Origin of the sequence: Streptomyces kebangsaanensis (assembly GCF_001906585.1) — a bacterium.
In the GTDB taxonomy this organism is placed as follows: domain Bacteria; phylum Actinomycetota; class Actinomycetes; order Streptomycetales; family Streptomycetaceae; genus Streptomyces; species Streptomyces kebangsaanensis.
The window spans coordinates 20,317-32,493 of sequence record NZ_JUJA01000118.1 but is presented as its reverse complement, the minus strand read 5'-3'; the positions used below and the strand labels follow the sequence as shown (position 1 = coordinate 32,493).

Here is a 12,177-nt window from a genome sequence, read left to right as displayed (position 1 = left end):
CCCGCCAGTCGGGCTGAGCGGCACGCCCTCTGCGCAGACCCCGCCAGCGCGGCGGCCTCCGTGTGTCCAGGCAGGTCAGAACCCATTGGTCCAGCCGCTGCTCCAGCGCGATGTCGTACGCTCGAACCAGCTCGGCATCGGCTACATCGATGACCCGGTGGCCCAGTACGTCCGCCCGCAGCAGTACCTCGCCCTCGCGCCGTTCGAAGTGGCGCAGGTCCACCCGCGGGCTCGCCAGCGTGATCTTCTCGCCGTCCAGATCGGCAACCTGCTCGGCGGGAAGGAAGACCTCGCGCCCGCCCACCCGTGCGACCAGCCCGGTGACCAGCGGATAGTCGCGCCCCCGCAGCCGCACGATGACATCGGCGAGCCTGCCCACCACCTCGCCGTCGCCCCCGACCACCGGCCGGCGGAGAAGCTGAGCAAGATGCACGGCACCATCCACACCCCCACGCTAGACACATAGGCACCAACAGGGACAGAAAGGCCTGTAATGGGCTTGGAGTCCGGCAGCGTACGGCTTGTGCGGCCTCGCGAACAGGGTGGGCATCCGTGCGGCCGGAAGCGTGGGGCGGGGCGTGGTCAGGGCGGTGGAGGAGGCCCACGGCGTGCAGGACGCAGAGTTCGCCTGGGCGCAGCCGGTCACTCCGGGCAACGACGTGCCGGTCGCCTCTGCGGCGACCGAGTTGCTCGTCGACTGCGCCGCGGTGGCCGCAGCAGTTGTCCAGAGGATCCTCCGCCTCCCGGTGCTGCCCCGGGTGGTCCCTGCCGCCGTGGCTACGTCGGCCGGCCGGAGATCCGCCCGAGCATCCTGTCCGGACTGGCCCCGCAGATCAGCGCGAGCCGTCGGCCTGTGCCCACCGGCCACCTACGGAGTGAGGTGGGGCTCACGGACTCACGGGGAACGGCTGCCGTTCATGTTCGGGCTGACCGTGGCGATCAAAGAGCTCTCGCTCCTTCTTGACGTACCCGGTCCTTGGACCACGATCTCTGACCCGATTGCCCGTGCGCTCGGCCTCACCACCGTGTTCATGGCAGTCCGGACGGTGTTCGTCCTCTTCATCCGCGGCACCCGACACTTGTTCCGACGCCAAGGAGTGGACACCAGTAGCTGACAGCAACCGCAGCAGATGCCGGAAGCTCGGGGTACCCGGCGCCCGTCAAGTGACATCAGCGGCCGACACCAACAGCGGTGGACGAACGCGTATGGAGGCGGACCCCAGCGACCACTCCGAACGCCGCTCGAATGCCACCTTCCAGCGCCAGCGGTCCGGGATGATCCACCTGATGAGGATGAGACTCGAACCCGTCCCAGGCGGGGCGCCGCTCTCAAACGAGGGGCGGCGCTCCGTCGGCTTGACTCGGCCCTTGAGACTCCGTCGGCCTTCCGCGTAGGTCCCCCTGAGCCGGGCCCCCACCGGCGGCGATCATGGAGCCGAACCGAGCTGTGTGAGGATGCACGGAAGATGACCGGCCCTGGGGAGGGACCGGGCACGTGGGAAGGGCGGGGCCCATCGTGGGCAAGGGCGGGGAGTCCATACCGGACGAAGAGTGGGAGCGCTTCCTTCGTGAAGCCGAGGCGGGGACCGAGGACGCGCCCGAGGAGCCGTCGGCGCGGGCCCGGATGGTGGCGCGGCGGCTGCGGGAGGAGACCGGCCGACCGGAGCCGTGGCGGAGTCACCAACCGGCCCGGCGGCAAGGAGGTAAGGGCTGGTACGCGATCGGTCTGCTGGTTGCGGTCACCTTGCTGGTCGTGGCGCCGGATCCAGGGCGGGTGGCTGGATGGTTCGGAGGCGGAGGCGGCGAGAGTACGCCGCTCGCCGTGGAGTCGAAACGTCCGGATCAACCGCCGCCGACGGAAGCGGCAGCCCAACATCCGACCATGGAGCAGCCGTTCAGGGGGTCGCCCGCGGCGCAGTGGGATGACGGGACGGCTGGGATCGGCCTGCCTGAGGCACGGGTGACCGGCTGGATGAGCAAGGGGCAGGTCGCGCAGGCGCTCGAGAGGACCCGGGACTTCCTCGCCGCGTCCAGCCTGGATCCTGGTGTGCTGCGCGGGGAGCGGCCGAGGAAGGCGATCGCGTTGATCAACCCTCATCAGCAGGATGTCCAGGACTACCTGGCGACCGCGTTCCGTGCGCCCAGCCGGGAGAACGATCCTCTGCTGCTGTTCAGCCGGTTCGAGAAGACGAAGGTCCGGCTTGTCGGAGATGTGGTCAAGACACGAGGGCGGATCACGTACCGAGAAGGTGAGCGCGGTGCGGTCGAGGTGACCACCGATGTCACCTACGTATATCCGGTCGTACGCGCTGCAGCGGGAAGCGACGAAGTCGCGCGCACCATCGTGCGCCGCGAGGTCGTGATGAGTTGGGACGACCCGGCGAAGGTCGTCGTCGAGCCGGGTACGTTCTCCCTCGTCTCCTACAAGGTGGACACCACCAACGGCGGCTGCGATACCTTCACCGGCTACCTCACCCCCGAGTTCAGCGCGGAGCGCGCGGCCTCGCGCCCGGGAGACGGCCCCGAGGTCGACCCGTACGACCGGAGCACGTCGATGGAAACACGCATGCGGGAGGCCGGCGATGCGGGGTGCGGGACTGCCACACGGTCGTGAGCGGCAGTTGCGGGGAATCAGAACTGCATGGTCGGGAGCCCAGAGCGTCGCGGGCCGGTGAGTGCCTGACGGCGTGACAACACCCATGCACACCAGCGGACGAGGGCGGACGCCCGTGGTCCATCGCACCAGGCGAGAGGCATACCGGCCCCTGGTCGACCACCCACGCAAGTTGCTTCGGGACGAAGGGGTCCGGGCTTCAAGTCCCGGACCGGGGAACCGGATCAGAAGGCCCGCATGTGCACATGCGGGCCTTCTGCGTTCTGCCCTCCGGACGGGGCGGAACGGATCGCGTGGCTCAGCGAGGCGCGTACGCCACACGCTCGAAGGGCCACGCGCGGGCCAGCCAGTCGCTGACGACGCGGTAGAGCTCGGCGTCGAGGGAAGCGTGGTCCGCGCGGACCCAGGAGCGGACGTCAGTAACACCGGGGTCCTGGCGTGAGCCGTATATGTAGACGCAGCCGATGACGTCGTCCCCGGGGACCGACAGAACGGTGTAGGTGAAGCCGACCCGCCGGTCGAAGTCCTCCGCGTGCCGGCGCAGGTCGTCGAGGTTGGCCTCCAGGGACATGCCCCCTGGAGGCGGCCAGGAGCGGCCGGCGAAGCCGGGGGTGGCTCGAATGTGGGCGATGCTGGAGGTCCAGGCGGCGTGATCGGCGGCATTGTGCTGAGGGCCGAGGGGCTCCAGGCGGAAGCGGTCGGTGACAGGCGGATGCGGCACGGCGAAATCGGGAGCCACGAGGGGCTGGTCGGGCGAGGTCACCGCGGGAGGTTACCCCCGGGCCCCTACCGATCTCTCACAAATACGGGGAGCCAGCACCGGTAGCCGTCGTGACTGGGCCCTGACATCAACAACTCCGACAGGCGTGTACCCGCGCACGCCGATCCGGTCGTCACGAGAACGGGCGACGACACCGGAACCAGCCCGCGATCGAACTCCTGACGCGGGGCTCACCACCAGGCCGCCCCGTCCGAGACCGGGCGTCGGTCTCGGTCGAGGTCGGCCCACGGTCCGCGGGTCTCCTCCTTCGGGACCCACAGAAGGGACCGGCTCGCGCGGCAGCACTCCTCGGCCCGGTCGCCCCAGGGGAACCGGCCTTCCTCGTCCGGCCAGAACAGCTGCGTGACGGAAAGCGGAGGCGCCCGGCAGTAGTCGACCCCGGCACCGAAGAAGTCCCGGCACCAACTCCGCTCACGGCCGTCCCCGCGCCGTCCGAGGTCATCCGACGCCGATCAGCGACGACACAAGCCCACAGCGCCCGAACCGGCCGGAGCCGTGGACTTCTTCAGCCTTGCCGGTCAGCCAGCGGGCCGACCAGCAGACCGGCCGGCCAAGCCGCGCAGATCACGGAGCCGCCCCCGTGCCGGATCGTGCGGTGAACCACGGGGAACACCGGGAACCGGGGCGACGACCGGCCGGACGTCGGCACCGCTCCGCCGCAGTTCAGCCCAGCAACCGTTCAGAGACAGCCCGAGCTTCCCGAGCCGAGGTCTCACCGCCGTCTTCGCCTGTCAGTCCAGCCAGACGAGCATCGCGTCGTCCGCCCTGGCAGCAGCCTCGAAGAACTGTGTGAGACCGTCGTACCAGGGGCGCCCCCACTCCAGCGAGCCGGGCTCACTCCATCCGAGCGGATACACCTCGGCGCTGGTCGGTTCAGCGGGGTCCACGCCACTGATGAGCTGGGCATAGCCGGTAGCCCGCAGAGCTTCCGCCGCGAGCCGGACCCGCTCAGGCCGCAGGTACCTCGGAGGCCCGTAGCCCCAGTCCTCGCCCTCGGCGAACGGCTCCTCACCGTGGATCACGTTCACGGGGAACTCGGCGCGTGCCAGCAGGAAGCGGAGCATGTCCCAGGTCTTGTACGTGCTGAAGTGGCGCGCTTCGGCCGGCGCAGGCTCCGTCTCCTCCTCGGCGTCCTGGACCTCTTCGACGAAGCCCAGAGCCCAGTCGGGATCTTGGATCGCTCGGTCAAGCTCAGCAGCCGTGACACGCAGGTACTCACCGATCATGCTCATGGCCGGAGACTAGGCGGGGCCACTGACAACGACCGTCGGACGGGCCGTCCGGTTTCGTTCACTTCAAGCAGCAGCGTTTGTCCGCCGGTTTGGACAGCAGTTGGTGACCTCGCCCCCTGGAGGTTCACGAGAAGTGACGTCAGGTGCCCACATTGCCGGGTACCGGAAAGCAGTCGTGCAGGTCGTCTGCCGTACCCGGCAGGTGAGGGGCCGCGTCCGGGCGGCCATCATGATGAGCCGGGGGCGGCCCTGGCGTTCTTGGGCCTGCCGGAGGTGAGAGAGGAAGGCGAGGGGGATCGGGACCGTGGCAGAGGTGTTCGACAGAGCCGTGGACGTGCTCAGCATGGCTCTGGGGCTGGGCTGCGTGTGGTTGGGATGGCGGGCCGTGCTCCGACCGCGCCGGCCACCGGAGCCGATCCGGGGACCTGTGGGGGTGGTCCTCGCCTGGGGGCTCGGCTATGTGTTGCTGGGGAACTCCCTCACCATCGAGTCGGTGACCCTGATGGCCGGCGGGGAGCCGGGCCGGCCGGCGGACGTGATCCGCTGGGTTGCCGGACCGCTCCTGGTCGGCTCGATCCTGGCGGCGTTCCTGTCCCGGCGGTGGGAGCGCCGTCGGGACAGGGCCATGAATGAGGGGCGGCAGGCGTGAACCGGGCCGTCCCCTGGAGTGAGGCGGCGCTCGTGGCCGTTGCCTGCTGGGCCGTCAGCGGTCTGGGATACGGCGTGCTCGCCGCCCTCGACGAGCCGCAACTGTCCCCTGCGCCCCTCATCCTCATGGGGCTTTCCCAGTGGTTCTGGGCGCGCCACCGCTTTTGGCTGGCCGGGGTCGCGGCGAGCCTCACGGGGGCTGTCGTGCTGTTCGCTCTCGTCGACGTCCTGCGTCCGGGTCTGGGCCGGTACGTTGCGGACGCGCTGGCCACGGGCACCGCGGCGACGGTCGCCTTGGCCGTCTTCACCCTGGTCGGCCGCGGAGCGGGACGTCATCGTGACGCAGCACACTGACCAGTTCGTGGGCCACCGCCTCATCCTGCAGCCCGAGCCGGGTACCGTCCGGCGGCACACGTCTGACACCGCATGTGGGAGCTTCCCGGGCAAGGAACTGGACTCCATCATCGTCGGCGTCGGTGACGACGACCCCAACCCGGTTTCCCTACCGGTCGGCACCATCACTGTCGAAGGCCCGATCGTCACCAACTGGCACACCACCCCGGCGGACGCCGTTCCCTCCGTCTGAACGGACCCGCAGCTCGTGATCCGTGTTTGAACGGCTTGGCGCAGGCAGCGGCCGGGCCCGGGATCGGGCCTGATGGTGGCGCCGCCGTCCTGATGCCCGAGGGCAGAACGAACCTGGGAGAGGCCGTCAAGGACGACCACCCCCGCAAAAGAACGCCCGACAGCCTGCACCGACCCCCCAGTGCGGCGGCGAAGTGGTTCCCGACCTGTACTCAGCCGCCCCGGACACCGTGATGCTGCGCATCTTGCGAGGTGCAGATGTTTCATCGGTATGCGGTGAGTGCTGCGTTTTCCCCTGGCTGGGCTCATGGTGTCACGCCTTGGACATGTCCGAAATGACAGTTACGAGGGCTGTCGTTACGTTCATCGCAGGTCGGTCGCCCGGCCGACGTCCGCGCGACAGAGAGAAGTGTCATGCCCACGCGAACCTTTGCCGTGGCCGCTGCCGGAGTAGGCGCGGCGGTCCTCGCAGCCACCGGTATCACCTACGCCGCGACCTCCGGATCCACCCCGGCGTCCCCGTCTGTCCACCAGCCGGCCGCATCTGTCCAACGGGCGGCCCAGCCTGTCCAACGGGCGGCCCAGCCTGACCAACGAGCCGCCCAGCCTGACCAACGAGCCGCCCCTGCCGCGGCTCCCGCGAACGGCGGCAGCGCAAACGGAGAAAAGGGCGAGGGCCGCGACCGCGAGGGCGGCGGACGCGGCTACGGCCATGAGAAAGAGGGGAGAATCTACTTCAACGAACGTGTGTACTCCGCCTCCGCTGAGGGCTGCATCACCGCGGCCAGCGGGCTGGGTTCCAACAGCTTCAATGTTTTCAACGACAGCCGGAAGACCATCGAGGTCTTCCGCGGCTTCACCTGTGACAACGGCGCTCCGGTCGCCACCGTGGGCCCCCACGGCGCCACCAACGGCGTGGTGACCCGTACCGTCCACGGGGGCGTGTTCGGTGACGATGGCGTCGTGGGCAGCTTCCTGGTGATCGGCGACTACGACGAATGGTGACAGCGCCGCCCGGAGCACGGGAAAGATCCCGGCCCGCCGTAATCGGGCCGGTGTTCCCGGCGTCGTGGGTGTACGCGGGGCCGCGGCGGGCACCTGCTGACGGGTGCTCGGGCCGTTTCCCGTCCCGCCGAGTGGCTGACTGCGTGACAACGCCGACGCACAACCGTGGACAAGCGCGTACACCTGCGGACCCTCACACCAGGTGAGAGGCGCTCGGGCCCGAGGTCGAGCGCCCGGCCGAGTTGCTTCGGGACGGAGAGGCCGAGGGCTCAGGGCCCGCCGAGCCTGCCCTCTCTGTCATGTCACAGATCTTCGTCTGATCGGCACGCCGGCGCGATCCCATACGCATGGCAGCGGAGGCGAGGCCGCCGGTACGGCAACCCCGGCAACCGCCGGCGCCCGGCACCGGCCCTCATGGCCCGCCCGGCAGCCTTTACCACCTCTGCTGACTCTACTGACCGATCTCTTCAGAGCTACGGACCAGACGGACCAGACGGTTGCAGGTTCGAATCCTGCCGAGTGCGCAACAGACCAGAGGCCCTGTGGAGTACTCCACAGGGCCTCTGCCCCCCCATCCTGGCAGCAACCGTCCCGCCAGCTCACCCGCGAAGACGTCCGGAACCCGCCCGGGCTCCATGGAGCCCGGGGCGCCGGACCGCGGGGTCGGGCACCCCGCGGTCAGACGTTGTCTGCGGCCTTGCGACGGCGTACGGCGAAAACCGCTCCGGCGCCGAGTACGACGGTGACGGCGCCCGCGAGAGCGAGCGGCGCCATCGCGGAGGACGTACCGGTCTCGGCGAGGTTGCCGTCGGCGCCGGTCCCGGTGGCCGCCGCCTGCTTGGACGCGCCGCCCTGCGCCGAGGGGCCCGTATCCGTGCCGGGCTTCGCAGCGTCCGGCCGCTTGTCATCGTTCTCGCCGGGCCGGCCGGGCTTGGCTTCGTCGGCCGGGCCGGTCTTGCTGCCCACGGGCAGAAGTTCGAAGTCGTAGCGCTTCATCGGGCCCAGGACGCAGGGGTTGTACGCGTCGGAGGCATCACCGGCGAACAGGGCGAAGGCGTCGGCGGCCCGGGCCACGGAGTCGACCTTCATCCGCAGCTTCACGTCACTCCGCTCGCCCGGCTTCATGATGTCGATGTGCGCGATGTGCTCGGGTTCGTTGCCGTTGAGGGCCTGCCAGCCCGAGCCATTGGACCATTCCACCTCCAGGTGGCTCTTCTCACCGCGGTGTTCGCCGTCCACGTGGAAGAACGCCAGGGGGTCCACTGTCAGCGTGCGCTCGGTTCCGTTCGTCACGCGCAGGGTGAAGTCGACGGTGGTCCCGGCAACGACCTTGGACGGCAGCCCCACCGCGAGCGAGGTCAGCCCGTTCTCACGGACGCACTCCTTGGCGGTGGCGAGTGCTTCTTCGGCGGCCTCCTTGGCCTTGAGGGCCTTCTCGGGGGCGTCCTGGACCACGCTGTACTCGCGGAAGGCCGCCACCCTGGCGTCGTCCAGCGCGGTGCGGGCCTCCTTGGCCGTGGCATCGGCCTCCTGCTTGGCCTCGACCGCCTTCGCCAGATCGATCTCGGCGGCTTCGAGAGCTCGCTGCGCCTCGGCCTTCTCCGTGTCACCCTGGGCCGCCTCCAGCCCGGCCTCGGCGTCCGCGACGGCCTTCTCTGCCGCCTCCTTGGCGCCGGCCGCCTCCTTGGCCGCCTTGTCCGCGGCGATCGTGGCCGCCTTGAGCGGGTGCGTGTCGGAGTCCAGGGAGTCCAGGGCGGCCTTGAGCTTCTTCTGCCCTTCCTCCTTGGCGATGACGGCTTCCTCGTACGCCTTCTGCGCGTCGGCGGCGGCCTTCACCAGCTCCGCGTACGTCGGCTGGTTCTGCGTCTGTGCCGTGGACGTCCCGGCGGCAAGTGCCGGAGCGGCGGTGAGCAGCACGACGGGCGTGGCGACCGCGACGGCGGCGGCCACGGCGAGGGGACGGCAAAGCTTCACTGGGGACCTTTCTTGGTCGGAGACAAAGAAGAACGGCCACTGAAAAGCACACGTGGGGCAGCCTGGATGCCGACGAGTGTATGGCCCAAGTAAAGGATGGGTTGGCGCTTTTCCCGTCCTGCGGTTCCCTCTGGGGGACATTCGCCCCAATGAAAGGGGCGAATGAGGATGGTTGCTCAGGGCGCCCGCATTTATCTGTGACTTATGTCACTGCGGCGCAGGCGGTGTCCGAGGCGTGCGCACTGCGTCCGGGCTGCCGGACCGGGATGCTCCGCCCCCGGCAGGAGTGAGCGAGCACTGACAGGCCAGGGCAGTCACGCACGCCGAGGAGCGGATCCTCGTGGCCGGATCCAGGGACTTGACCCCTCCCGGGGCACGGATCCATTCGTCACCGCCGTGAGAAGAGTCGCTCCGTACGGAGTACGGATCTTGACATGCCGAATCGTGGAGATTCCTCACCGACGCCGCCCGCGAGGCAGAGAACAAGCGTGCCGCAACGCGCGGGAATGGATTTCTCCAAGAATTTCAACGGCTGCCACCCGGAGGGCTCCCGCGCGGTTTTTCATATCCTCCCCGGCCGCCTGGCCGACCTGATCGGTCGACCGCATCGATCTCACCGACGAGGTCGACGAGGGGCGGCTGTACAGCAGAGCCCGCCTGTCGACAGTGGGGCCCGGAGGCCGGCGCGCTCCATGGCCGTTGTGGCGGCGCGTCGCCCCGAGCCGACGGCAGTCCTGACGGCAACGACGGCACATGGACGCGCGCAACCGCCGGCCGGAGCGGTCGACGCCGGAGACCGTCGGGTCCCTCGAGGCGGGCTGCCCGGCCCTACGGATCAGGAGCTTGACCGCCGCCTGCGCGTGCTGCTTGTTCTCGGCGCCCGTGATGTCCTGGATCGCTTTCTTCGCGCCCGGCCGTGCGGGCTCAGGACGTGCTGACGGAGCGGACCGGCCCCTTCGGGCTCCGGTCCGCTCCGCTCCACATCACTGGCAGTGGACAGAATCAGTAACCGTGATCACCGTGGTCCCGGTCGAAACCGTGGTCCCGGTCGAAGCCGTGGTCCCGGTCCCGGTCGAAACCGTGATCCCCGTGGTCCCCGTGGTCCCCGTGGCCCCCGTGGCCTCCGTGGTCACGGCCCAGGGCGGGGAAGAGAGCGTCGAAGATCGCCATGGCATTCCTCCTGGAATATGCCAGAGGCATATGAGACATGCTTGAAAGTGGTACGTCTCAGGATGGGAACTGGATGGCGTTTCAGGTCAAAAGATGGCAAACATCTCCCGCCGGACACAGAACGTCGGCGCTCCGGTCACCGGCTCGACCGAGCCATCGGGACTCCGCCGATCATGTGGTGACCCGGCGGAGCCGGCGGTAGCCGTTGCGGACCACCAGGCGGCGCCCCTTGGCGTCGCACTCATCGGCCAACTCGGCCATGTAGGCGTTGACTTCGCCCTCCAGCGCGGCGGCCGGCATCCGCCGTGCGCCTTCCCGGACGATCCCGTCCAGCAGCGAACTGCCGCTCGGCGTGGTGCCGTCCTCGTTGACCACCGTAAGCACCAGCGTGCCTTCCCGGCCCATGCGGCAACGTCGGCCCCGCTCGAGGACCTGTCGATCGATCCATCGGGAAGGTACGCCTCCTTCCGTCAGGAGTGATCCACAGGTATTGAGCATTGCCCTTCCCCCCGGCCGGCGAGACCTCTACCACCTGGTCGCGGTTCTGGTTGCCTTCGCCGGCGTCCGGCGCAGTCCGCCACGCACCCAGTGCCCTGCTCCACAGTGGGCCGGCCTGGCCGCGTGTGCTGCGCCTTGCCCCAGGATGCGGGGGCTTCGTGCGTGCGCGAGGCGTGAGCGGGCTGCGTGGCAGAACCGAGCAGCCTCCGGCAAGGGTTCGATCCCACTCCTGAAGCGGCTGTCGCCGGCTCGCGTCCTGCCGGGGCACAGGAGAAAGGGCCGGCTCAGGAGGGTTCCCCTCCCAGGCCGGCCCTTCGCCGTCGCAGGCGCCGTGCCACACACGTGCCGCTAAACGTCCCAGAGCTCTCCCAGGGCCAGCAGCTCGTCCCGGTACTCGATCCGGTCCGCCCACTGGGCGGGCCAGGCGTCCGCGCCCAGCCAGGCGCCCGCGAAGGCGCCGGTGAGGCAGGCGATCGAGTCCGAGTCGCCGGAGGAGCAGGCGGCTCGGCGCAGGGCGGTGACGGGCTCGTCGGGGAAGAGCAGGAAGCACAGCAGGCCGGTGACGAAGGCCTCTTCGGCGATCCAGCCCGCACCGGTGGCCAGGCACGGGTCCGCCTCCGGCGAGACGGTGCGCACGGCCTCCTGGAGCCGGCCGAGGATCTCCAGGCACTCGTCCCAGCCGCGCGCGATGAAGTGCTCGGGGCTGGGGTCGTGGGAGCGGGTCCACAGGTCGCCGAGCCAGGTGTGGTGGTAGCGGGTGCGGTTGTCGCAGGCGTACGACCGCAGTCGGCCGACGAGTCCGGCGGGGTCGGCGCCCCGGGCGAGCAGGTGCACGGCGTGGGCGGTGAGGTCCGAGGCGGCCAGGGCCGTCGGGTGGCCGTGGGTGAGCGCGGACTGCAACTGGGCGGCACCGGCGCGCTGTTCGTCGCTGAGCCCGGGGGCGAGCCCGATGGGGGCCACGCGCATGTTGGCGCCGCAGCCCTTGGAGCCGATCTGGCTGGCCTCCTGCCAGACCCGTCCGTCCGCCTCCAGCAGGTTGCAGGCGGTCAGGCAGGTGTTGCCCGGGGCCCGGTTGTTCTCCGGCGACCGGTACCAGTCGACGAACTCCTCGCGCAGCGGCCGCTCCAGCCGCTTCGGAACGAGCGTGCCCCGGCCCAGGGCAGTCCTGAGCGCGCGTCCGAGGGCGAGGGTCATCTGCGTGTCGTCGGAGACGAAGGCGCGCTTCGGCAGCTCCATCTCCCGCCAGGGACCGCACTTGGCGAGGATCGAGGGCACGTCGTTGAACTCGGTCGGGAAGCCGAGGGCGTCCCCGAGGGCGAGTCCGATCAGCGCTCCGGTCGCGGCGCGCTTGCTCACCGTCGTCGTGGTCATGCGAGAAGCCCCTTCCCCCCATTTATCGTCAAGGCGACCATAAATGAGGGAAGGGGCTTCTCACAACCTCCGGGGCCCGCCCTGATCCGGCCTGGTCCAACGGTCCTGTTGATGTCGGGAAGCGAGGCCGCCGACGGTGCAGAAGGCGCCTGACCGTCGGCTTTCAGACCTTTTCGGACTCGCCGCCTTGACGAACGAGCAGAGGCCCCGGAGGGAACGCGCGGCCGGTTCCCGGCGACACCACCCTTCCGGCCAGGGGAATCGAGCCAGGTGGGCCGGGAGGGCCGGCAGCCGGAGGG

General features: G+C 69.7%; 12 protein-coding genes and 2 pseudogenes. 6 read left to right on the top strand and 8 right to left on the bottom strand.

From position 1 onward, the window contains the following. A partial coding sequence (locus RH94_RS43710) for a PRC-barrel domain-containing protein (RefSeq protein WP_234425845.1) occupies positions 1–433 on the bottom strand: 433 nt, incomplete at its 3' end. A 175-nt stretch (positions 434–608) separates the two neighbouring features. Here RH94_RS43710 and RH94_RS17400 point away from each other — a divergent pair. Both RH94_RS17400 and RH94_RS17395 read left to right on the top strand, forming a co-directional pair. Continuing rightward, entirely contained in the window at positions 609–1,115 is a 507-nt protein-coding gene (locus RH94_RS17400; protein ID WP_143204033.1) for a hypothetical protein, read from the top strand. 401 nt (positions 1,116–1,516) lie between these two features. Beyond that, a complete protein-coding gene (locus RH94_RS17395; RefSeq protein WP_073948509.1) occupies positions 1,517–2,614 on the top strand; it encodes a hypothetical protein in 1,098 nt (365 codons plus the stop codon). A 298-nt stretch (positions 2,615–2,912) separates the two neighbouring features. Here the strand turns inward: RH94_RS17395 and RH94_RS17390 are convergent, their stop codons facing one another. From RH94_RS17390 to RH94_RS17380, 3 genes and pseudogenes are all read right to left on the bottom strand, one after another. Beyond that, on the bottom strand, positions 2,913–3,377 hold the full coding sequence (locus RH94_RS17390; protein WP_079189081.1) for a GNAT family N-acetyltransferase: 465 nt from the start codon (positions 3,375–3,377) through the stop codon (positions 2,913–2,915). Positions 3,378–3,565: 188 nt separating this feature from the next. Then, a pseudogene (locus RH94_RS46670) lies at positions 3,566–3,793 on the bottom strand (hypothetical protein); the annotation flags it as partial. A 333-nt stretch (positions 3,794–4,126) separates the two neighbouring features. Then, positions 4,127–4,627, bottom strand: coding sequence for a YfbM family protein (locus RH94_RS17380; RefSeq protein WP_073948491.1), 501 nt, complete (start codon positions 4,625–4,627; stop codon positions 4,127–4,129). 313 nt (positions 4,628–4,940) lie between these two features. Between RH94_RS17380 and RH94_RS17375 the strand changes: the two genes are divergently transcribed. From RH94_RS17375 to RH94_RS40365, 4 genes are all read left to right on the top strand, one after another. Then, positions 4,941–5,276, top strand: coding sequence for a hypothetical protein (locus RH94_RS17375; RefSeq protein ID WP_234425844.1), 336 nt, complete (start codon positions 4,941–4,943; stop codon positions 5,274–5,276). Next, positions 5,273–5,629 carry a hypothetical protein gene (locus RH94_RS17370; RefSeq protein ID WP_073948490.1) on the top strand — a complete coding sequence of 119 codons (357 nt, stop codon included), beginning with the start codon at positions 5,273–5,275 and terminating at the stop codon, positions 5,627–5,629. Before RH94_RS17375 ends, RH94_RS17370 begins: the two co-directional genes overlap by 4 nt. Then, positions 5,613–5,861 (top strand): hypothetical protein, encoded by a 249-nt coding sequence (locus tag RH94_RS17365; RefSeq protein WP_073948489.1) that lies wholly within the window; start codon positions 5,613–5,615, stop codon positions 5,859–5,861. The genes RH94_RS17370 and RH94_RS17365 overlap by 17 nt, the downstream gene beginning before the upstream one ends. Positions 5,862–6,274: 413 nt before the next feature. Continuing rightward, positions 6,275–6,865 (top strand): hypothetical protein, encoded by a 591-nt coding sequence (locus RH94_RS40365; protein ID WP_073948488.1) that lies wholly within the window; start codon positions 6,275–6,277, stop codon positions 6,863–6,865. Between the two features lie 678 nt (positions 6,866–7,543). Here the strand turns inward: RH94_RS40365 and RH94_RS17355 are convergent. The 4 genes and pseudogenes from RH94_RS17355 to RH94_RS17345 form a co-directional block, all read right to left on the bottom strand. Continuing rightward, entirely contained in the window at positions 7,544–8,839 is a 1,296-nt protein-coding gene (locus RH94_RS17355) for an LPXTG cell wall anchor domain-containing protein (protein WP_073948487.1), read from the bottom strand. 1,002 nt (positions 8,840–9,841) lie between these two features. Beyond that, positions 9,842–10,009 (bottom strand): hypothetical protein, encoded by a 168-nt coding sequence (locus tag RH94_RS40770; RefSeq protein WP_158073062.1) that lies wholly within the window; start codon positions 10,007–10,009, stop codon positions 9,842–9,844. A gap of 174 nt (positions 10,010–10,183) precedes the next feature. After that, a pseudogene (locus RH94_RS17350) lies at positions 10,184–10,393 on the bottom strand (IS256 family transposase); the annotation flags it as partial. Between the two features lie 462 nt (positions 10,394–10,855). Continuing rightward, positions 10,856–11,878: an ADP-ribosylglycohydrolase family protein gene (locus tag RH94_RS17345; RefSeq protein WP_073948486.1), complete on the bottom strand. Its 1,023-nt coding sequence runs from the start codon at positions 11,876–11,878 to the stop codon at positions 10,856–10,858. Positions 11,879–12,177 lie beyond the last annotated feature (299 nt).